Below are 18,395 nucleotides of genomic sequence, written 5' to 3' on the forward strand. Positions count from 1 at the left end.
GTCTCGGCCCCATCAACGCGCCACGCCCGAAAACGACGCAGGTCCCCGCCGCGAAATTCCCGCCACGCCGGCCGGACGGGCTCAGGCCGCCTCGAACAGCGGCACGATCCGCATGCCGGGCACCAGCACGAGGCCCTTGTCGGTGATGCGGATCTCCGGGATGACCGAAAGCGGGATGAGGTTGAAGCCCATGTAGGGAATGCTGCAGCCAGCCGCCTGCCAGGCCTCCTTGAGCACCCGCACCTCCTCGGCCACGATCCCGACCCTCTTGTCGGACAGGAGCCCCGCCACCGGCAGCGGCACCGAGGCGACGACCCTGCCGCCGGCCACCACGCAGACGCCGCCCTGAGTCGCGGTCACCGTGTCGAGGGCGAGGCGCATGTCGGCTTCGTCGAGGCCGGCGACGATGAGATTGTGCGAATCGTGGCCGACGCTGCTCGCCACCGCGCCCGCCTTCAGCCCGAAGGCGCGCAGGAGCCCGTGCGCCACGTTGCCGGCGCCGCCGTGACGCTCGATCACGGTGACGAAGGTGCAGTCGTTCTGAGCGAGGGTCGACGCCCAGTCGGGTCCGGGCTGCAGCGTGAAGCGCTCGTGGACGAGCTCGATGCCCGGCAGGGTCGTGCGGATGGCGTTGACGAGGCAGGGCGCCGCCGGCAGTGCGGGGACGAGGCTCGGCAGCGGATCGGGCAGGTGGATCGTCGCATAGGCGGGCGCCGGATAGCGGTAGGGCCGCGACAGGGCCTCGTCGAGGACGGGCGTGATCCGGCGGTTCTCGACCACGCATTCCCCGCCGTACCAGGTCGATTGCGGAACGAGGTCGTCGTCGAGGAGCACGAGGTCGGCCCGGCGCCCGCCGCCGAACCCTCCGATCTCGCCGTCGAGGCCGTAACGGGTGGCCGGGTGGAGCGAGCCCATCGACCAGGCCTGGACCGGGGATATCCCCATGCGCACCGCCTCGCGCACCACCCAGTCGAGCCCGAAGGCGAGGAGGTCCTGCGCGTCGCGGTCGTCGGTGCAGACGCAGACGCGCTTGGCCGCCGCCTTGAGCGCGGTGATCGTGCCGATCGCCTCGGGCAGGCTGTGCCAGGGGGTCGTCGGCGGGCCGCCGCGCAGGAAGATCCAGAGACCGGCCTCCAGGAGGTCGTCGGCGATGTCCTGGTCGATGGCCTCGTGGGTGTCGGTGACGCCGCTGGCCGCATAGGGCGCGACGAAGCTGCGCCCGTAGATGTGGCCCGAGACCGGCCGTCCCCGCTCCAGCGCGGCGGCGATGATGGCGTGCGCCCGCGCGTCGCCCTCGGCGACCGCCACGAAATCCATCTTCTCGCCGAGCCCGACCGCCTCGGGCCAGGCGTCGAACAGGGCCGCGATCTTGGCCGCCGTGAGGTCGCCCCCGGCGGTCTCGAGCTCGGCCGAGGTCGCCGGCACCGTACTCGGCACCGTGAGGTAGATGTTGAGCGAGGCCTCGCGGGCGTCCTCCAGCATCCAGGCGATCCCGTCGGCATCGCAAACGTTGCCGATCTCGTGGCTGTCGCAGACGATCGTGGTGGTGCCGTTGAGGAGGGCCGCCTCGGCGTAGGCGCAGGCCGTCACCATGCTGCTCTCGATGTGCAGGTGCGGATCGACGAGGCCCGGCGCCAGGAGGCCGCCGGCCACATCCCGGCGCGGGGCGGCCCCGCGGTGGCTCCCGGCGGGATGCACGGCGGCGATGCGCCCACCGGCGATCCAGACCTCGCGGTCGGGCAGGATGCGCTCGGAATAGGTGGAGAGAAGCCGCGCGCCGGTGATGACCAGGTCCGGGTCCGCGCGGCCCGCCGCGACGTCGGCGAGCCGCCGCGTCATCCGGCTCAGGGGCTCCACGGAGAATCGGGTCAGCGCGCGTGGTCGGGTCATCGGGACTCCCGGGTCTGGTGACGTCGCGGATGGCGCACGCATCGTGCCATGCGCGGCGTCGCAGAACGGCAACGCCGGCCAGCGAAACGCCGCATGGAATTGCAAAATCGGCGCGCCGTCACCATCTGCCTGCTATGCCGATCGCGACCACAGTCGCTCGATCGGTGACGGCCACGAGACCGGGTGGCATCGGGTGACGCCGGATGTACGCGCACCCCCCGCCCGACATCCGTGGCCGTCGGCGTTTCTCCTCATTCTCCACACGTATCGTCCGAGTATCCGCCATGGCCAAACGCACGAAATCCAAGCCGCAGGAGCGGGGCTCCGTCCTGTTCGACGTTCTGTACGAAGACGAGTCCCGCGCCTCCAACCGGCGGGTGCCGATGGAGATCCTCGGCGGACTCGACGGCGACGAGCCGGCCCGCGAGATCATCGAGGAGCAGGACCGGGTTATCGCCGAGAAGTCCGGCCGGCCCAAGCGTGAGATCAGGAGCCTGACGCGCTCGCCGCCCCGGGCGCCGACCGCCGTCTCCGACGACTGATCGCGTCTCCGACGCGCGTCGAGCGGGATCGCGAAGCGACGACACGGACCTTGGACGATCCCCTCAGGCCTTCTTCAGGAACTCGGCGCGCAGGACGAGACCCTTCACCTTGTCGGTGCTGCCTTCGATTTCGGCGACGTTGCCGGTGAGGCGGATGCCCTTGACGAGGGTGCCGCGCTTCAGGGTCGTCGAGGTGCCTTTCACCTTGAGGTCCTTGATCAGCGTGACGGAATCGCCCTCGGCGAGGCGGGTGCCGTTGGCGTCCCGGGTCTCTTCACTCACACAGGGTCTCCTCGCTCACAGGTCGGCTTCGGTCTGCGGCGACATGTAGGGGCGACCGGCCTCCGCCAGGGCTCGGTCCACCGCCTCGATGGCGAGCAGGATCCGCATGAAATCCTCGGCGGCCGAGGCGGCCGCCAACTCGCTGGATCCGATGCGCTTGGCGAGCGCGCTGCGCTGGCGGGCGAGGCTGGCGCGTGCCCGCTTCATGTCGGCGACCTCGTCGGATGTCATGGAGTACCCGTTTTGAATGCGTCGCCGCTGTGCCTGCGGCATGCTCGTGTCCGGCCCGCGAAGGCCGACGATCCCGCTGCTATGGCACGGCGTCCGCCCCGTCGGCGAGCAGGAAGATCACGGCCTTCTCGACGACGGCGGGATCGTAGGCATGCGGCCCGTCGTATTCGACGTAGGTGAGGTCGTAGCCCGCCTGTTCCAGCTTGGACTTGTGGAAGCGGGCGCTGCGATCGATCGGGATCTGGGTGTCCTGGGTGCCGTGGGAGAGGAAGATGCGCGGCGCGCCCATCTGGAGATGGACCGAAAGGAAGCCCGCCGAGGAGGCGACGAGCCGGGTCACCAGATCGCCGTTGGCCAGCCCCATCGACAGGGCGTAGCTGCCGCCGTCCGAATGACCGGCGAAGGCTAGGCGGGTCGGATCGAGCAGGTAGCGCGACGCCACTGCGGCCAGCGCCGTGTCGAGCCGCTCGCGGTCGGGGCCGTGGCCGCCGATCACCAGGTCCCAGGTCGGGAACAGGGATTGCGGCGCCAGCAGCAGGAAGCCGTTCGCCAGGGCGTGGGCCTCGAGCATCGGCAGGATCTTCTCCGCGCTGCCGCCGCCGCCGTGGAACAGCACCACCAGGGGCGTCGGTCGGCGCGGATCGACGCCGGGCGGGACCACCAGGACGGCGTCCCGCGTCTCGAACAGGCCGAGGGCATGGCGCCCCGGGGGCAGCGCCGGCTCTGTCGGGAGCCGGTGGACGAAGGTGAGGCGTCCGGTGAGCGTCGGCGCGATCATGCGGCCCTCACGCCTTGTCGCCGCCCGGCATCGGCTTGATCTTCAACTGATCGATCACCCATCGCCAGCCGCCCCCCTCCTGCTCGCGGGCCGTCTCCACCGAGAGGGTCCCGTTGGGAAGCCGCGCGAAGGTCATGGCGATCGGTCCGTTGCGCAGGGCCGGCAGGGCCTCCGCGCTCGGGAAATGCGAGCGCCGCGACAGGAGGTCGGTGTAGAAGCGCCGGATCTCGTCGTGGCCGGTGGCCACGACCGCGCCGGCGGCGAGCAGAGCGCCGGGCTCGTAGAGTGCCACCAGCCCCTCGACGTCGCCCGCGTTGGCGCGCTCGTTGAAGAGCCGCGCCAAGTCCTCGGGGGCCTGCGCCGGCGAACGGTCGGTGGTGCTCATCTGTCGGTCCTGGGATGTCGGGAATGACGTCGGCGAAATGGTCACTTGAGCCGCTGGCCGGCGGCGTCGTCCACCGCGACGCTGACGGGGATGCCGGCCTTCACGCTCTCGGACACGGTGCAGAACCGTTCGAACTGTTCCAGGACCTTGCCGATCCGCGGGACCGCCTCGGCGGTGGCGCCGAGCCGGATCGTCACGGCGATCCCGGCGATCCGCAGCCGTCCCTCGGCGTTGCGCTCCATCCGGCACTCGGCCTCGGCCTCGATTCCATTGAGGTCCTGCCCGAATTTGCCCGAGGCGAACATCAGGCTGGCGCACAGGCAGTTGGTGACGCCCGCGACCATGATCTGCTCGGGGAACGGACCGTGCCCGCCGCCGAACGGCTCGGCCTCGTCCACGAGCAGGCCGGGATGCGCCTCGCCGAAATCGACCATGAAGCGATAGCCGTCGATCTGCTTGATCCTGATCCTGGGGCCGTCCGCCATCCGGGCGCTCCTCGATGGGTCAGACGGGCCGTTCCCGACATCGGTCTCGGTTGACAACCCGTCATTGCTGGCATACCAAATACCAGCAACGGAAGGACATGACAATCAACGCGGCGACGATGTGCCGGCAGCGACGGTCATGGCCCGGCAACTGGAGGAGACGACACGCATGCTGACCATCGGCATCTGTTTTCATCGTCCCGGAAGACGGCCTTCCCCGCCGTCCGCAGCGACCCTCGACCGATAAGGACGCGTCGGGCGAGGCCATGGCACAGGCGATCGACTTCGAACAACTGGTGACGGCGACGGGCGACGCCGTCGTGGTGTCGGATGCGGACGGGGCCATCGTCGTCTGGAACCCCGCCGCCGAGCGCATCTTCGGGTTCACCCCGGAGGAGGCGATCGGTCGGTCCCTCGACCTCATCACCCCGGAGCGCCAACGCCAGCGCCACTGGGACGGCTACGCCAAGACCATGCGGACCGGCGTCACCCGCTACGGCGCCGACGTCCTGCGGGTTCCCGCCCTGCACAAGGACGGACACACCCTCTCGATCGCCTTCACGGTCGGGATGCTGCACGGCCCCGACGGGGCCGTCACCGGGATCGCCGCGATCATCCGCGACGAGACCAAGCGCTGGACCGACGAACGCCAGATGCGCCAGCGCCTGGCCGAGCTCGAAGCCCGCGTCGCCTGAGACCATCCGGGCGAGGCCGGCCCATCCGCCGATCCTCGGCCAACATCACGACCCGGACCGAACCGGGCGCGACACCAACCGACCGACCCGAACAGAATTGACAGGGAGAACGCCGACATGACCCAGCCGCTCGAAGGGATCAAGATCATCGATTTCACCCACGTCCAGGCGGGTCCGGCCTGCACGCAGTTGCTGGCCTGGTTCGGCGCCGACGTGATCAAGGTCGAGCGCCCGGGTTCCGGCGATGTCACCCGCACGCAGCTGCGGCACGTCGAGGACGCCGACGCCCTGTATTTCACGATGCTCAACTCGAACAAGCGTTCGTTGACCCTCGACACCAAGACGGCCCAGGGCAAGGAAGTCCTGGAGAAGCTGATCAAGGACTCCGACGTGATGGTCGAGAACTTCGGTCCCGGCGCGCTCGACCGCATGGGCTTCTCGTGGGCCCGCATCCAGGAGCTCAACCCGGGCATGATCCTCGCTTCGGTGAAGGGGTTCTCGGACGGCCACCATTACGAGGACCTCAAGGTCTACGAGAACGTGGCGCAGTGCGCCGGTGGCGCCGCCTCCACCACCGGTTTCTGGGACGGCCCGCCCACCGTCAGCGCCGCCGCACTCGGTGATTCCAACACCGGCATGCACCTGGCCATCGGCATCCTCACCGCGCTCCACCAGAAGAACAAGACCGGCAAGGGCCAGAAGGTCGCCGTGTCGATGCAGGACTCCGTGCTCAACCTCTGCCGCGTGAAGCTGCGCGACCAGCAGCGCCTCGACGCGCTGGGCTACCTCGAGGAGTATCCCCAGTACCCCCACGGCGAGTTCTCGGACGTGGTGCCGCGCGGCGGCAACGCCGGCGGCGGCGGACAGCCGGGCTGGGTGCTCAAGTGCAAGGGCTGGGAGACCGACCCGAACGCCTACATCTACTTCACCATCCAGGGCCATGCCTGGGCGCCGATCTGCAAGGCGATCGGCAAGCCGGAGTGGGAGAAGGATCCGGCCTACAACACCGCCCGTGCCCGCCAGGACAAGATCATGGACATCTTCGGCACGATCGAGGAGTGGCTGGCCGACAAGACCAAGTTCGAGGCGGTCGACATCCTGCGCAAGTTCGACATCCCGTGCTCGCCGGTGCTGTCGATGAAGGAGCTCTCGGTGGACCCGTCCCTGCGCGCCAGCGGCACGGTGGTCGAGGTCCAGCACCCCAAGCTCGGCTCGTACCTAACCGTTGGCAGCCCGATCAAGTTCTCGGACATGAAGGTCGACATCAAGGCCTCGCCGCTCTTGGGCGAGCACACCGACGAGGTCCTGCGCGACCTCGGCTACACCGAGCAGCAGATCGAGATGCTTCACCAGGAGCACGCCGTCTGAGGCCGCTGCGAGGCTGAGGGCTCTACGCCGCCGGGCCGCCGGCCCGGCCGGCGGACAGGCCTGATCGCACGAGACGATTGACGCGGCGCGCCTTTACCGAGGCGCGCCGTCGTAGTTTCTGCAACTGTCGCGCATGGCCGCCGTCGTCGCTGCGCGGCCGGACGCCGAATCGACACCCCGCCCAGACAACCGAGGTCCATCCCGCCGATGCACCCGTTCCTGCGCCACCTCATCCCGGATGCGAGCCCGCTGAGCCGGCGCGAACGGATCCGCTCGGCCGCCGGCGCCCTCGTCGGCATCCTCGTGACCGGACTGGCGAGCCGGGCGGCGCTCGGGCCCGGAACGGCGCTGCCGGCCCTGATCGCGCCGATGGGCGCCTCGGCCGTTCTGCTGTTCGCTGTCCCGTCGAGCCCGCTCGCCCAGCCGTGGTCGATCCTGGGCGGCAACCTCGTCGCCGCGTTGGTGGGCGTGACCGCCGCCCGGACCGTATCCGATCCGACCCTGGCCGCGGCCCTGGCGATCGGCTGCGCCATCGCGGTGATGATGGCCCTGCGTTGCCTGCATCCGCCCAGCGGCGCCGTGGCCCTCACCGCGGTGCTCGGCGGCCAGCAGATCCACGACCTCGGCTACGGCTTCGTGCTGTGGCCGGTGGGCGCGAACTCGCTTCTGCTCCTGACCGTCGCGCTCCTGTTCAACAACCTTACCGGCCGTGCCTATCCTCAGGGCCCGGCCAAGGCTCCGCGCGTCCAGGCCGCCACCGCCGCATCGCCCTCGGGCCGCGCCGGCATCACCGCCGCCGACCTCGACGCGGTCCTCAGGGACTACGACCGGCTGCTCGATGTCGGCCGCGCCGACCTGGAGGCGATCCTGCTGCGCGCCCAGATCCTGGCGCACCGGCGCCGGCCCGGCCAGGCCACCTGCGCCGACCTGATGACCCGGGACGTGATCGGGGTGGCGCCCGAAGCGCCCCTGGCCGAGGCCCTCGACCTCCTGCGCCGCCACCACGTCAAGGCGCTGCCGGTGACGGACGAGGCCGCGCGCATCCTCGGCATCGTCACGCAGACGGACCTCCTCGACAAGGCCGTGTGGGAGCGTGCCGGACCGCGGCTCGGCCTCGCGCGCCGGATCCGCCTGACGCTGATGCGGGGCCGAGCGCCCCACGGCTGCGTCGAGGACATCATGACCGCCCCGGTCAGGACGGCGCGGATGGAGACGCCGGTCTCGGACCTCGTGCTGTGGATGTCGCAGGGTGGCCTCCACCACCTGCCCGTGGTCGGCGCGGACGGGAGGCTCGTCGGGATCGTCTCCCAGACCGACCTCGTCACCGAACTGCTCGCCGACGCCGGCCAGCGGGCCCGCCCCGCGAGCGCCGAGGACGCGCCCGTCGCCATGCCGGCCTACGCCGGGGCCTGACCCGACGGGTCCGGCAGAAGGGCTCGCGGCCGAGCCTTCGGCGACGATCGCTGCATTGCAGCATAATGCCGTCTCGGGCGTAACGCGGGATCGATCGACGGTCGGGCACCATCACGGCTCGTCGGGCCTTCGGTCGCAGCCCGTGCCGACTTCACGGCGACCGGAGAAATAACGCCACCCCGAGGATTGACAGGCGATACCTGGTATACCAGTCTTTTCTCGACCAAAAAGAAGAACGGGAGGCGGACATCGTGGGTGCGAGCCTACCGGCCGGCGGTGCGGCACCTCGCATGCGTTACCTGCGCATGGATCGCTCGGTGCGGGACGCGGTCTCGCTCCTGGCGCAGCCCGATGTCGATGCCATCGTCGTGATCGACGGGGGGCGCCCGGAGGACGGGTCCATCGTCGGGATCGTCACCGAGCGCGACATCTTCCGGGCGATGGCGACCGGCGGCCTCGAAATCCTCGACGGACTGGTCTGGATGATCACCAAGACCGATTTCGTGTCCGTGGACGTGACGATGCCGCGCGCCGAGCGGTTGGCCCAGTTCTGCACGCATCGGACCGACCAGATCGCGATCATGGACGGTTTCGCACTCAAGTCCGTGCAGAGCATCTGGGACTGCGTCGCGGCGCCGTGCCCGGATCCCGGCCCGGCATGACCTGCCATGCGATGGCGCTTCCCACCGACGCCGTTGTCCTTTCGGGCTGGTCGACTTAATTCATGCATAGGCTTGCGAGAGAGCGGAGCGCCGCCGGGTCCGCGCGCGACGCGCCGCCAAAGACATGCCGCCAAAACGTGCTGCCGAAGACGTGCCGCCAGAAAAGGGATGCCCAGCGATGAGCTATCTGACGATCCTCGAATGTCCGGTCACGTACAACGACGCCGACAGCTACGAACAGTCGAGCATCGACATGTGCCCGACCGTGGGCATCACGCAGGGCCTGGTGAGCCGCCACGTCAAGGTTCAGGATTCCAGGCTCCTCGTGGTCTGCATCTGGAAGGACCGCGCGGACAGCGAGCTGGTCTTCGACACCGAGTGGTACGCCAAGGCTGAGGAACGGTGGGGAAGCGATTACCAGCTTCGCCTCGAAACGCTTGGCGCCACCAGCGCCGCTTGAGACCTGCGCACGGGGAAGGCGCCGCCGTGTCCGTCCCCGGACAGGAACGCGCGAAGCCGCGTCCGCCACGTCGTTCCTGAATGCGAGACCGCGTGCTGGTCGGCATCGGTGGATCCGGCGAGGGGTGCCGCCTCGGCGCCACGAGGGCTGCAGTCTTGCGGAGACGACAGCCGGCGTTTCGGGGAGGCGGCCGATCCTGACGCGGGCATGGGCCCCTCTGCGCGGCGAGGCCCCCTCGTCCCGGCGATCACTTTGAGAGCGATACGATGTCGTCTTCCTACAACACGTTGGTGCTGTACGGTTTCCTCCTGATCGTCGGAGGCTTGCTCCTGGCTCTGAGGGCGCGGCGCGCAGTCGACGGCCCGGCGAAGAGCAAGTCCCTTTCCCTCGCGGGCGTCATCGTCGTCAGCGGTCTCGGCTTCTGGGCCGCCAGCATCCTGATGGACACGTAGTCGCCCGGGTTCGTCCTCGGCGGCCCCGCGCGGGCGTCGGCGAGCCCCTGGCCGTCACGAGCACCACCGGAAACGACAAAGGCCATCCGAAGATGGCCTTTCGATCGCTGTCGACTGTCGAGATGAATTGGAGCGGGCGAAGGGATTCGAACCCTCGACCCCAACCTTGGCAAGGTTGTGCTCTACCCCTGAGCTACACCCGCTCACAAACCGCGCCGCCGAGAGAGTGTCGCCCGGCGGCCCCGGACGGCGTCTCTAAACACCATTCCGACGGCCGTGGCAAGCGCCGAAATCGCCCGGATCGTAGCCGGCGCGTTTTCTCCTGACGTTTCGCCCACGATCACCAGACCGCGGCCGGAAGCAGGCCGTGGCGGATCTCGTCGAGACGGTCGCGGGTGGCGCGGGTGGTCTCGGCGGGAAGGGCATCGAGCGGGAAGAAGCCGCAGGCGGCGATCTCCCGGTCCGGCGCCTTGTCCCTCAGGACGGTGAAGACCGGCGCCACGAAGAGCGCGACGTGGTCGCGGCCGGCGCTGGCGCGGTTGTGGTGGAAGCCGTGCAGCCGCAGGGGCACGGCCGGGTCCACTGCGATCTCCGCCTCCTCCCGGAACTCCCGTGCCATGGCGGTGGGCGCGTCCTCGCCGGGCTCGATGCCCCCGCCCGGCAGGTGCCAGCCGGAGACGTAGGTGTGGCGAACGAGGCAGACGCGGCCCCGGTCGTCGATGGCCGCACCGCGGACCCCCAGCGTCATGCCGCGCTGGACGAGGGCACCGAGGTGGAACAGCCTCCGAAAGAGGGGACGATCGAGGAGCGGGGGCACCGGGCGCTCAGGTCACGACGAGGCTGATGGCGCCCAGCCCCGCCACGGCCGCCGTCATGGTCTGGCCGCGCGAGACCGGGCCGACGCCGGAGGGCGTGCCCGTGAAGACGAGATCGCCCGGCGCCAGGGCGAAATAGGTGGAGAGCAGAGCGATCTGCTCGGGCAGCGACCAGATCATGTCGGAGAGGTCGCCGGTCTGGCGCCGCTGGCCGTCGAGATCGAGGGTGATCGCCCCGGCCGAGGGATGCCCGACCGCCTCGGCCCGGTGCAGCGGGCCGATCGGTGCCGACAGGTCGGAGGCCTTGCCGAGGTCCCAGGGGCGCGCCAGTTTCTTGGCGTCGTCCTGGAGGTCGCGCCGGGTCATGTCGAGGCCGATGGCGTAGCCGTAGACATGGGCCAGCGCCCGCTCCGCCGGGATGTCGCTGCCGCCCTCCCCCAGGGCCGCCACCAGCTCCACCTCGAAATGGTAGTTGTCGGTGCGCGGCGGATAGGGATGCTCGGCGGTCGCCCCGGGCGAGACCACCTGCAGGGTGTCGGCCGGCTTCATGAAGAAGAACGGCGGCTCGCGGTCGGGGTCGGACCCCATTTCGCGGGCGTGCGCAGCGTAGTTGCGGCCGATGCAATAGACCCGGCGCACCGGAAAGAGGTCGTCGCTGCCGACGATCGGCAGGACCACCCGAGGCGGGTTGGGGATGACGGACAGCATGGGATGGCCTCACGGCGGGAGATCGCGGCGATCCGCGACCGGATGGGATGATCGGCCCGCCTGCAAAGGCACGGCCATCCGGCTATCATAGGCCTCGCGCATCGAGGCGTCAGCGCCGGTCTTCGTAACCGGTCGATCCCGCTCCGGAGACGGAAAAAAGCCCATGACTTCACCCGCGACGCTGCTGGCGACCCTGTCCGAGCGACTGGGAGGCCGCCACGTCCTCACCGAGGCAGACACCATGGCCCCGGCCATGGTCGAGTCGCGGGGGCTCTACCGGGGCCACGCCCTCGCCGTGGTGCGCCCTGCCGATACCGCCGAGGTCGCCTTCGTCGTCGCGGCCTGCGCCGAGGCGCGGGTGCCGGTGGTGGCGCAGGGGGGCAACACCGGCCTCGTCGGCGGTGGCGTGCCGGAGGGCGGCATCGTGCTGTCGCTGGTGCGGCTCGACCGGGTCCGGGCCCTCGATCCCGTCGGCTCCACGATCACGGTGGAGGCCGGGGTGACGCTGGCCGACGTGCAGGCCGCCGCCGACGGCGCAGGGCTGCTGTTCCCGCTCTCGCTCGCCTCGGAGGGGTCGTGCAGGATCGGCGGCAACCTCGCCACCAACGCCGGCGGCACCGCCGTGCTCGCCTACGGCAACACCCGCGACCTGACCCTCGGGCTCGAGGTGGTGCTGGCCGACGGCAGGGTCTGGAACGGGCTCAAGGCCCTGCGCAAGAACAACGCCGGCTACGACCTCAAGCACCTCTTCGTGGGCTCCGAGGGAACGTTGGGCATCGTCACCGCCGCGGTCCTCAAGCTGTTCCCGAAGCCGCATGCGAGGGCGGTCGCCTTCGTCGGCCTCGCGTCGCCGCAGGCGGCCCTCGCCCTGTTCGAGCGCCTGCGGGGCGCAGCCGGGGCTGACCTGACCGCCTTCGAATACATTCCCCGGTTCGGGCTCGAGATCGTGCTCAAGCACCTGGCGGGCGCCCGCCGGCCCCTCGACGGCGAGCACGCCGCCTATGCGCTCATCGAACTCTCGGCCACGCGCCCCGACGCCGCCCCCGACGACGAGCTCACGGCGTTGCTGTCGGGCGCCATCGAGGAGGGGCTCGTCGACGATGCGACCATCGCGTCGAGCGGGACGCAGGCCGAGGCGCTCTGGGCCCTGCGCGAAAACCTCTCGGAGGTGCAGGGCCGGGAGGGTGGCTCGATCAAGCACGACGTGTCGGTGCCGCTCGGGCGCCTCGCCGATTTCCTGGACGAGGCCACCGCCGCCTGCGAGGCCGCGATGCCGGGCCTGCGCGTCTGCGCCTTTGGCCATTTCGGCGACGGCAACATCCACTTCAACCTCAGCCAGCCGGTGGGCATGGACAAGGCCGCCTATCTCGCCGAATGGGGTCGCTTCAATCGCATCGTTCACGACATCGTGCAGGCCATGGACGGCTCCATCGCCGCCGAGCACGGCATCGGCCGGATCAAGCGCGGCGAACTGGCACGCTACGGCGATCCCGTCGGCCTGGATCTCATGCGTTGTCTCAAGAAGGCGTTGGACCCCAACGGCATTCTCAACCCCGGGAAGGTCATTCCCTCCGAGGGAGCGTCCGGGTGTTCGGCGGCGGACCACCCCGAGACGGCCCCATTCTCTACCCAGACTTGAGGCCGGACCAAAAACTTTCCACGCCGACGAGGGATTGTGCGTCGCACAAATCCGGGTGACACTATCATATGCATTGCAGCGGAAGGCGGGGGATTGCGGCGGGTCCGTTAGCCCCCCGTTAACCGGCGGGACACCATTTTCGAAGGCGTGACCCCGCCCTGGATGTCCGGTTTTCGGATCCGCTGCACCGCCGTTGTCCGGACCGATCCGGATCGCGGCCTGACCGTTAGGAGACGACGTGATGCCGACTTCCCAGGCCCGTGTGCCCACCGCCGAGGCCACCCGCTACCTCAAGCAGCTGTGCCGGCACTGGAGCCACAAGTTCCCCGTGGAGACGACGGACGCCCATGGCACTGTGCCGTTCGGCGAGGACCGGGTCTGCACCTTCGAGGCCGAAGCCGACGCCCTGCTGATGCGGGTGGTGACCCCTGACCCGGCCGGATTGACCCGCCTCGAGAACGTGGTCTCGGACCACCTGCTGCGCTTCGCCTTCCGCGAGAACCTCGGCGAGATCCGCTGGTCTCGCGCTGCTTGACCTGTCGCCCGGCCCGCTGATCTTCTAGGGCATCGGACCGAAAGGTGGTTGCCGGCGCTCGGAAGACCTCCGATTCGCCGGACCCATCTTCATCCCCGTCGAGGGGAAGCCAAGCGGCAAGGTTGAGCGATGACGAACGAAGCGGGGTTTGCCGTGGCGAACGGGCTCAGCCACGAGGAGCGCCTCGCGCGCCTGGCCCGGGTAGCGGTCAACGTCGGGCTGGGCCTCAGGGCCGGCCAGGAGCTGGTGATCACCGCTCCGCTGGAGACGGTACCACTCGTGCGGGCCATCACCGAGGAGGCCTACAGGGCCGGTGCCTCCCTCGTCACGACCTTCTATTCCGACGATGCCGCCACCCTGGCACGCTTTGCCTATGCCCCCGACGCGGCCTTCGACGTCGCCGCGGGCTGGCTCTACGCCGGCATGGCCGAGGCCTATCGCAACGGTGCGGCGCGGCTCGCCATCGCGGGTGACGACCCGTCGCTCCTGTCGGGGCAGGACGCGGCCAAGGTGTCGCGCGCCAACCGCGCCCGCTCGAAGGCCTACGTTCCCGCCCTCGAACTCATCGCCAACTTCTCGATCAACTGGACCATCGTATCGGCGGCCACCCTGCCCTGGGCGCGGACGGTGTTCCCGCACCATCCGGATACGATGGCCCTGGCCAAGCTGTGGGACGCGATCTTCGCCGCTTCGCGCATCGACGGTGACGATCCGGTCGCCGCCTGGGAGGCCCACAACGCGGCCCTGCGCGCCCGCACCGAGACCCTGAACCGGCACCGCTTCGCCGCCCTGCGCTTCAAGGGGCCTGGCACCGACCTGACGGTGGGTCTCGCCGACGACCACGAATGGTGCGGCGGCGCCTCGACCGCCCGCAACGGCGTCGTCTGCAATGCCAACATCCCCACCGAGGAGGTCTTCACGACGCCTCACAAGGCGCGGGTGGACGGGTTCGTGACCAGTACCAAGCCGCTGTCCTACCAGGGCACCCTGATCGAGGGCATCACGGTGCATTTCGCGCAAGGGCGGATCGTCGAAGCCTCGGCCCGCACCGGCGGCGACGTCCTCGCCAAGGTGCTCGACACCGACGAGGGCGCCAGGCGGCTCGGCGAGGTCGCCCTGGTGCCGGCGTCCTCCGCGATCTCGGCCTCCGGCCTCCTGTTCTACAACACCCTCTACGACGAGAACGCGGCCAGCCACATTGCGCTCGGCCAAGCCTACAGCAAGTGCTTCCGCAACGGCGGCGAAGGCATGAGCGAAGAGGATCTGGCAGCCCGCGGCGCCAACCGCAGCCTGATCCATATCGACTGGATGATCGGCTCCTCGGAGGTCGATGTCGACGGCCTCACCCTGGAGGGCCGCGCCGTGCCGGTGATGCGCGCGGGCGAGTGGATCGACTAGCGGACGGCGCGTTATCGCAGCCCAGCCCTGGGTGTTGGTCGCCTTCGACGAAGCCGATGGCGTTAGCGCCGATTCATCTGAAGGATGTCGAAGGTGGAGCGGGTACCGGGAATCGAACCCGGGTATTCAGCTTGGAAGGCTGCTGCTCTACCATTGAGCTACACCCGCATCTTTGGCGCACCCGACACGATTCGAACGTGTGACCTTTGCCTTCGGAGGGCAACGCTCTATCCAGCTGAGCTACGGGTGCTGACCGGGGGCAGGCATAGCCCATGACGTGGGCCTGTGCAACGCCGATTGCCCTGGTCGACCATGACGGCGACGACGCCCGTCGCTTCGAGGCTGGAACACACGAAAACGCCCGGCCGCAGGGCCGGGCGTTCACGAAGTCTCGGACGGCGATCCCGGCGTACCGGGACGCGGGTCCCGGTCAGGCGCCGAGCACGCTCGCCGGCTCGACCTTGACGCCGGGGCCCATCGAGGAGGTCACGGCGACGCGCTGGATGTAGGTGCCCTTGGCGCCGGCGGGCTTCGCCTTGGCCACGGCATCCGCGAACGCCTTGATGTTCTCGACGAGCTTGTCGGCATCGAACGAGACCTTGCCGATGCCGGCGTGCACGATACCGGCCTTCTCGACGCGGAACTCCACCGAGCCGCCCTTGGCGCCGGCGACGGCACCCTTGACGTCCATGGTGACGGTGCCGACCTTCGGGTTCGGCATCAGGCCGCGCGGGCCCAGCACCTTACCGAGGCGCCCGACGAGGGGCATCATGTCCGGGGTCGCGATGCAGCGGTCGAACTCGATCTTGCCGCTCTGGACGATCTCGAGAAGATCCTCCGCTCCGACGATGTCGGCGCCGGCGGCGCGGGCGTCATCGGCCTTGGCGCCGCGGGCGAACACCGCCACCCGCACCGTCCGGCCGGAGCCGTTGGGGAGGTTGCAGACGCCGCGGACCATTTGGTCGGCGTGACGCGGGTCGACGCCGAGGTTCATCGAGACCTCGACGGTCTCGTCGAACTTGGCGCTGGCCTTGTCCTTCACGAGCTTGATCGCTTCGTCGATGGTGTAGAGCTTCAGCGCGTCGATGCCCTCGCGGGCGGCGCGGATACGCTTGCCTTCGTGTGCCATGGTACCCTCCCCCTCAGGCGACGATGTCGAGGCCCATGGCTCGCGCGGAGCCACGGATCATCGCGACGGCGGCATCAACCGAGTCGCAGTTCAGGTCGGGCATCTTCTTCTCGGCGATCTCGCGAAGCTGGGCTTCGGAGACCTTGCCCACCGTCGGGCCCTTGCCCGGGGTCTTGGAGCCGGAGGCCGGCTTCTTGCCGATCTTCAGGCCGGCGGCCTTCTTGAGGAAGAAGGTGACCGGCGGCTGCTTCATCTCGAAGGTGAAGCTGCGGTCCTGGTAGGCCGTGATCACGACCGGGATCGGCGTGCCCTTCTCGATCTGCGCGGTCTTCGCATTGAAGGCCTTGCAGAATTCCATGATGTTGAGACCGCGCTGACCGAGCGCGGGACCGATCGGCGGCGACGGATTGGCGGCGCCGGCCGGGACCTGAAGCTTCACGTAACCCGTGATCTTCTTCGCCATGGGGACTGCTCCCAAAGAAATGTCCGCCGCCCGGCTGCCTGGAGCACGGTCGGTTCGGACGGTTGCAGGTCGCGGTGCGGACCGTGGACCCCGGCGGCGAACCGGGCGGACCTCCCGCGTGTGATGGGGCGAGTAGCGAATGGCGAGTAGCGAGTAGAGGGCGCGCGGCCGTCCCTATTCGCTATTCGCTACTCCCTATTCGCTCCTTACGATCAGGCCTTCTCGACCTGGGCGTATTCCAGTTCCACCGGAGTGGCGCGACCGAAGATCGAGACGGCGACCTTGAGGCGCGAGCGGCTCTCGTCGATTTCCTCGACGGTACCGTTGAAGGAGGCAAAGGGACCGTCGGCGACGCGGACGATCTCGCCGATCTCGAAAGAGATCGAGGGCTTGGGCCGATCGACGCCTTCGGCGACCTGGCCCTTGATCCGCTCGGCCTCGGCGTCGGGGATCGGCACCGGCTTCGACTTGTCGGCACCGAGGAAGCCGGTGACCTTGGGGGTGTTCTTGATGAGGTGGTAGACCTCGTCGGTGAGGTCGCATTTCACGAGGACGTAGCCGGGGAAGAACTTGCGCTCGGCATCGACCTTGCGGCCGCGGCGAACCTCCACGACCTTCTCGGTCGGCACCATCACCTCGTCGAACAGCTCGAGCAGGCCACGCTGGGCCGCCTGGTCCTTGATGGACTGCGCGACCTTGTTCTCGAAATTCGAGTAGGCGTGGACGATGTACCAGCGCTTCGACACGGTTCTCACCAAATCCTGACGTCGGTCGGCCCGGGCACCAAGCGCCGGACGGGCCGAGGAATGCGTTAGGCCCCGACCCCGAGGATCAGGGTCACGAGGTAGCGCAGAACCTGATCCACCGCCGTGAAGAACAGGCTCGCGGCGACGACCATCACGAAGACCATGATCGTCGTGACGACGGTCTCCTTGCGGCTCGGCCAAGTGACCTTGCGGCCCTCGTCCCGGACCTGGCCGAAGAACTCGAACGGCCCGACGCGCTTGGGTGCGGGCCGCACCGGGGGCGTCGCCCGGGGGGGCGTCGGAGACGACGGACCACGCACGTTGCCGCGCGCCGCCTCGATTTTCTTCGTCGCTTCGTTCGATGCCATGGCGCTAACAGCAGAGGGGATCGGGCCGGGACCGAAGGGACGCGCCGTCCACGGCACTGGGGGAGCCAGCAGCGGCAGCATCCATCGCTCTCGGAATGGAACCGCTCTATCGCAAGTTTAGAGGCTTGTCGACTGGGCGGGTTCGTCGAACGCACCGGAGCCGGGATCTGGTCGGATCATCCCGTGTGGTGGTCGACGCGGCACGTGACGGTGCCGAACTGGCAGGAGTGGAGGGACTCGAACCCGCAACCTCCGGTTTTGGAGACCGGCGCTCTGACCAGTTGAGCTACACTCCTACGCGGCACGCTCCATGCCTCAACATCGCGCCCGACGCAAGGGAGCCGGGCCCCGCTCGTGCAGATTCACCGCCCCATGCGCGTTCGAGTTTGCGCCTGGCGATCCGCTCGACGGTCGCAGGATGGCGGCGTGGCGCTGTGCATCCTTCAGACCGGCGACGCTCCGGCGGATGTTGCCGAGGAGGTCCACGAACCGACCGAGGACGATGTGCTCGGGATCGTCGTCATCCGATGTGACGGCGGCGGCTGGGAAGTCGCTGCGCAGGATCGAGAGGACGTCCTTCCGAAACGCCGGAACGGTCGCGCGACCCTGGGACGAGCGCGCGTTGCCCGATGAGCTTTGCGCGCCCGCCGGTGCTGCCAGGGTCGATAAGGCTGCCGCCGGGATGACGCGCCCGGAGGGCCCATCGGCCACCGGTCGCGACGAGATCGACGCCATGAGACGGCCTCGCGGCCTGCAATCCAGGGTCCGAGAACAACGACGCCGGCGACCCGTCAAGGCGGGTCGCCGGCGCGATCGTGGACAACCGAAGGTGGATCCGGTTGGCTCCGGCCTCAGTCGTTGATGGCGGCGACGACGCCGGCGCCGACGGTGCGACCGCCCTCGCGGATGGCGAAGCGCAGCTTCTCTTCCATGGCCACCGGCACGATCAGG

23 protein-coding genes, 4 tRNA genes and 1 pseudogene are annotated in these 18,395 nt (G+C 69.2%); 10 read left to right on the forward strand and 18 right to left on the reverse strand.

Translation table 11 applies throughout. The features are described 5' to 3' along the window. Positions 1 to 81: 81 nt before the first annotated feature. Positions 82 to 1,890, reverse strand: coding sequence for an adenine deaminase C-terminal domain-containing protein (locus ASG40_RS05920; RefSeq protein WP_055882341.1), 1,809 nt, complete (start codon positions 1,888 to 1,890; stop codon positions 82 to 84). A 284-nt stretch (positions 1,891 to 2,174) separates the two neighbouring features. Between ASG40_RS05920 and ASG40_RS05925 the strand changes: the two genes are divergently transcribed. Continuing rightward, positions 2,175 to 2,432, forward strand: coding sequence for a hypothetical protein (locus ASG40_RS05925; protein WP_055882343.1), 258 nt, complete (start codon positions 2,175 to 2,177; stop codon positions 2,430 to 2,432). A 63-nt stretch (positions 2,433 to 2,495) separates the two neighbouring features. Here ASG40_RS05925 and ASG40_RS05930 read toward each other — a convergent pair whose 3' ends face one another. From ASG40_RS05930 to ASG40_RS05950, 5 genes are all read right to left on the reverse strand, one after another. Further along, positions 2,496 to 2,714: an alkylphosphonate utilization protein gene (locus tag ASG40_RS05930; RefSeq protein ID WP_055882346.1), complete on the reverse strand. Its 219-nt coding sequence runs from the start codon at positions 2,712 to 2,714 to the stop codon at positions 2,496 to 2,498. A 15-nt stretch (positions 2,715 to 2,729) separates the two neighbouring features. After that, positions 2,730 to 2,945 carry a hypothetical protein gene (locus ASG40_RS05935; RefSeq protein WP_055882350.1) on the reverse strand — a complete coding sequence of 72 codons (216 nt, stop codon included), beginning with the start codon at positions 2,943 to 2,945 and terminating at the stop codon, positions 2,730 to 2,732. A gap of 79 nt (positions 2,946 to 3,024) precedes the next feature. Continuing rightward, complete coding sequence (locus ASG40_RS05940) at positions 3,025 to 3,723, reverse strand: alpha/beta hydrolase (RefSeq protein ID WP_055882353.1); 699 nt, start codon at positions 3,721 to 3,723, stop codon at positions 3,025 to 3,027. A 7-nt stretch (positions 3,724 to 3,730) separates the two neighbouring features. Continuing rightward, positions 3,731 to 4,108, reverse strand: coding sequence for a hypothetical protein (locus ASG40_RS05945; RefSeq protein ID WP_055882356.1), 378 nt, complete (start codon positions 4,106 to 4,108; stop codon positions 3,731 to 3,733). A gap of 41 nt (positions 4,109 to 4,149) precedes the next feature. Next, positions 4,150 to 4,593 carry an OsmC family protein gene (locus tag ASG40_RS05950; protein ID WP_055882360.1) on the reverse strand — a complete coding sequence of 148 codons (444 nt, stop codon included), beginning with the start codon at positions 4,591 to 4,593 and terminating at the stop codon, positions 4,150 to 4,152. Positions 4,594 to 4,859: 266 nt separating this feature from the next. Between ASG40_RS05950 and ASG40_RS05955 the strand changes: the two genes are divergently transcribed. The 6 genes from ASG40_RS05955 to ASG40_RS05980 all read left to right on the forward strand — a co-directional run bounded on the left by ASG40_RS05955 (position 4,860) and on the right by ASG40_RS05980 (position 9,643). Next, on the forward strand, positions 4,860 to 5,288 hold the full coding sequence (locus ASG40_RS05955) for a PAS domain-containing protein (protein ID WP_055882364.1): 429 nt from the start codon (positions 4,860 to 4,862) through the stop codon (positions 5,286 to 5,288). Positions 5,289 to 5,405: 117 nt separating this feature from the next. Further along, the gene (gene frc / locus ASG40_RS05960) at positions 5,406 to 6,656 is read left to right on the forward strand and encodes a formyl-CoA transferase (protein ID WP_055882368.1); all 1,251 of its coding nucleotides are present in this window, start codon (positions 5,406 to 5,408) and stop codon (positions 6,654 to 6,656) included. Positions 6,657 to 6,863: 207 nt separating this feature from the next. After that, positions 6,864 to 8,069 (forward strand): HPP family protein, encoded by a 1,206-nt coding sequence (locus ASG40_RS05965; protein ID WP_055882370.1) that lies wholly within the window; start codon positions 6,864 to 6,866, stop codon positions 8,067 to 8,069. Positions 8,070 to 8,359: 290 nt separating this feature from the next. Further along, entirely contained in the window at positions 8,360 to 8,731 is a 372-nt protein-coding gene (locus tag ASG40_RS05970; RefSeq protein WP_244475613.1) for a CBS domain-containing protein, read from the forward strand. A 178-nt stretch (positions 8,732 to 8,909) separates the two neighbouring features. Further along, a complete protein-coding gene (locus ASG40_RS05975; RefSeq protein ID WP_055882375.1) occupies positions 8,910 to 9,191 on the forward strand; it encodes a hypothetical protein in 282 nt (93 codons plus the stop codon). A 266-nt stretch (positions 9,192 to 9,457) separates the two neighbouring features. Then, positions 9,458 to 9,643, forward strand: a complete 186-nt coding sequence (locus ASG40_RS05980; RefSeq protein WP_055882378.1) for a hypothetical protein — start codon at positions 9,458 to 9,460, stop codon at positions 9,641 to 9,643. A 128-nt stretch (positions 9,644 to 9,771) separates the two neighbouring features. On the opposite strand, the gene ASG40_RS05985 is transcribed toward ASG40_RS05980, so the two are convergent. The 3 genes from ASG40_RS05985 to ASG40_RS05995 form a co-directional block, all read right to left on the reverse strand. After that, positions 9,772 to 9,846: transfer RNA gene (locus ASG40_RS05985), tRNA-Gly, on the reverse strand. A gap of 137 nt (positions 9,847 to 9,983) precedes the next feature. Beyond that, positions 9,984 to 10,460 (reverse strand): NUDIX domain-containing protein, encoded by a 477-nt coding sequence (locus ASG40_RS05990; RefSeq protein WP_055882381.1) that lies wholly within the window; start codon positions 10,458 to 10,460, stop codon positions 9,984 to 9,986. A 7-nt stretch (positions 10,461 to 10,467) separates the two neighbouring features. Then, positions 10,468 to 11,166, reverse strand: a complete 699-nt coding sequence (locus ASG40_RS05995) for a fumarylacetoacetate hydrolase family protein (protein WP_055882384.1) — start codon at positions 11,164 to 11,166, stop codon at positions 10,468 to 10,470. Between the two features lie 163 nt (positions 11,167 to 11,329). Between ASG40_RS05995 and ASG40_RS06000 the strand changes: the two genes are divergently transcribed. From ASG40_RS06000 to ASG40_RS06010, 3 genes are all read left to right on the forward strand, one after another. Next, the gene (locus ASG40_RS06000; RefSeq protein WP_055882388.1) at positions 11,330 to 12,805 is read left to right on the forward strand and encodes an FAD-binding oxidoreductase; all 1,476 of its coding nucleotides are present in this window, start codon (positions 11,330 to 11,332) and stop codon (positions 12,803 to 12,805) included. Positions 12,806 to 13,046: 241 nt separating this feature from the next. Continuing rightward, positions 13,047 to 13,340 carry a DUF2218 domain-containing protein gene (locus tag ASG40_RS06005; RefSeq protein ID WP_055882391.1) on the forward strand — a complete coding sequence of 98 codons (294 nt, stop codon included), beginning with the start codon at positions 13,047 to 13,049 and terminating at the stop codon, positions 13,338 to 13,340. A 129-nt stretch (positions 13,341 to 13,469) separates the two neighbouring features. Continuing rightward, a complete protein-coding gene (locus ASG40_RS06010) occupies positions 13,470 to 14,738 on the forward strand; it encodes an aminopeptidase (RefSeq protein WP_055882394.1) in 1,269 nt (422 codons plus the stop codon). 94 nt (positions 14,739 to 14,832) lie between these two features. On the opposite strand, the gene ASG40_RS06015 is transcribed toward ASG40_RS06010, so the two are convergent. The 9 genes and pseudogenes from ASG40_RS06015 to ASG40_RS20285 all read right to left on the reverse strand — a co-directional run. Then, positions 14,833 to 14,906 (reverse strand) — tRNA-Gly (locus ASG40_RS06015). A 5-nt stretch (positions 14,907 to 14,911) separates the two neighbouring features. Further along, positions 14,912 to 14,988, reverse strand: a tRNA-Arg gene (locus ASG40_RS06020). A 180-nt stretch (positions 14,989 to 15,168) separates the two neighbouring features. Beyond that, on the reverse strand, positions 15,169 to 15,867 hold the full coding sequence (gene rplA, locus ASG40_RS06025) for a 50S ribosomal protein L1 (RefSeq protein ID WP_055882397.1): 699 nt from the start codon (positions 15,865 to 15,867) through the stop codon (positions 15,169 to 15,171). 13 nt (positions 15,868 to 15,880) lie between these two features. Further along, positions 15,881 to 16,330, reverse strand: coding sequence for a 50S ribosomal protein L11 (gene rplK, locus ASG40_RS06030; protein WP_055882399.1), 450 nt, complete (start codon positions 16,328 to 16,330; stop codon positions 15,881 to 15,883). Between the two features lie 212 nt (positions 16,331 to 16,542). Further along, on the reverse strand, positions 16,543 to 17,076 hold the full coding sequence (nusG, locus tag ASG40_RS06035) for a transcription termination/antitermination protein NusG (RefSeq protein WP_055882402.1): 534 nt from the start codon (positions 17,074 to 17,076) through the stop codon (positions 16,543 to 16,545). A gap of 65 nt (positions 17,077 to 17,141) precedes the next feature. Further along, on the reverse strand, positions 17,142 to 17,444 hold the full coding sequence (secE, locus tag ASG40_RS06040; protein ID WP_055882405.1) for a preprotein translocase subunit SecE: 303 nt from the start codon (positions 17,442 to 17,444) through the stop codon (positions 17,142 to 17,144). Between the two features lie 219 nt (positions 17,445 to 17,663). Beyond that, positions 17,664 to 17,740: transfer RNA gene (locus ASG40_RS06045), tRNA-Trp, on the reverse strand. Between the two features lie 19 nt (positions 17,741 to 17,759). After that, positions 17,760 to 18,179: a hypothetical protein gene (locus tag ASG40_RS21035; RefSeq protein ID WP_156387577.1), complete on the reverse strand. Its 420-nt coding sequence runs from the start codon at positions 18,177 to 18,179 to the stop codon at positions 17,760 to 17,762. Positions 18,180 to 18,295: 116 nt separating this feature from the next. Beyond that, positions 18,296 to 18,395: pseudogene (locus tag ASG40_RS20285) on the reverse strand (EF-Tu/IF-2/RF-3 family GTPase); the annotation flags it as partial.

The organism is Methylobacterium sp. Leaf399, from assembly GCF_001424525.1.
Lineage (GTDB): Bacteria > Pseudomonadota > Alphaproteobacteria > Rhizobiales > Beijerinckiaceae > Methylobacterium.

What these genes read in the sequence shown, in the direction of transcription:
- ASG40_RS05920 (WP_055882341.1), bottom strand. Translation starts at nt 1,890, where the DNA reads ATGACCCGACCACGCGCGCTGACCCGATTCTCCGTGGAGCCCCTGAGC.
- ASG40_RS05925 (WP_055882343.1), top strand. Translation starts at nt 2,175, where the DNA reads ATGGCCAAACGCACGAAATCCAAGCCGCAGGAGCGGGGCTCCGTCCTG.
- ASG40_RS05935 (WP_055882350.1), bottom strand. Translation starts at nt 2,945, where the DNA reads ATGACATCCGACGAGGTCGCCGACATGAAGCGGGCACGCGCCAGCCTC.
- ASG40_RS05940 (WP_055882353.1), bottom strand. Translation starts at nt 3,723, where the DNA reads ATGATCGCGCCGACGCTCACCGGACGCCTCACCTTCGTCCACCGGCTC.
- ASG40_RS05945 (WP_055882356.1), bottom strand. Translation starts at nt 4,108, where the DNA reads ATGAGCACCACCGACCGTTCGCCGGCGCAGGCCCCCGAGGACTTGGCG.
- ASG40_RS05950 (WP_055882360.1), bottom strand. Translation starts at nt 4,593, where the DNA reads ATGGCGGACGGCCCCAGGATCAGGATCAAGCAGATCGACGGCTATCGC.
- ASG40_RS05955 (WP_055882364.1), top strand. Translation starts at nt 4,860, where the DNA reads ATGGCACAGGCGATCGACTTCGAACAACTGGTGACGGCGACGGGCGAC.
- frc (WP_055882368.1), top strand. Translation starts at nt 5,406, where the DNA reads ATGACCCAGCCGCTCGAAGGGATCAAGATCATCGATTTCACCCACGTC.
- ASG40_RS05965 (WP_055882370.1), top strand. Translation starts at nt 6,864, where the DNA reads ATGCACCCGTTCCTGCGCCACCTCATCCCGGATGCGAGCCCGCTGAGC.
- ASG40_RS05970 (WP_244475613.1), top strand. Translation starts at nt 8,360, where the DNA reads ATGCGTTACCTGCGCATGGATCGCTCGGTGCGGGACGCGGTCTCGCTC.
- ASG40_RS05975 (WP_055882375.1), top strand. Translation starts at nt 8,910, where the DNA reads ATGAGCTATCTGACGATCCTCGAATGTCCGGTCACGTACAACGACGCC.
- ASG40_RS05980 (WP_055882378.1), top strand. Translation starts at nt 9,458, where the DNA reads ATGTCGTCTTCCTACAACACGTTGGTGCTGTACGGTTTCCTCCTGATC.
- ASG40_RS05995 (WP_055882384.1), bottom strand. Translation starts at nt 11,166, where the DNA reads ATGCTGTCCGTCATCCCCAACCCGCCTCGGGTGGTCCTGCCGATCGTC.
- ASG40_RS06000 (WP_055882388.1), top strand. Translation starts at nt 11,330, where the DNA reads ATGACTTCACCCGCGACGCTGCTGGCGACCCTGTCCGAGCGACTGGGA.
- ASG40_RS06005 (WP_055882391.1), top strand. Translation starts at nt 13,047, where the DNA reads ATGCCGACTTCCCAGGCCCGTGTGCCCACCGCCGAGGCCACCCGCTAC.
- ASG40_RS06010 (WP_055882394.1), top strand. Translation starts at nt 13,470, where the DNA reads ATGACGAACGAAGCGGGGTTTGCCGTGGCGAACGGGCTCAGCCACGAG.
- rplA (WP_055882397.1), bottom strand. Translation starts at nt 15,867, where the DNA reads ATGGCACACGAAGGCAAGCGTATCCGCGCCGCCCGCGAGGGCATCGAC.
- rplK (WP_055882399.1), bottom strand. Translation starts at nt 16,330, where the DNA reads ATGGCGAAGAAGATCACGGGTTACGTGAAGCTTCAGGTCCCGGCCGGC.
- secE (WP_055882405.1), bottom strand. Translation starts at nt 17,444, where the DNA reads ATGGCATCGAACGAAGCGACGAAGAAAATCGAGGCGGCGCGCGGCAAC.
- ASG40_RS21035 (WP_156387577.1), bottom strand. Translation starts at nt 18,179, where the DNA reads ATGGCGTCGATCTCGTCGCGACCGGTGGCCGATGGGCCCTCCGGGCGC.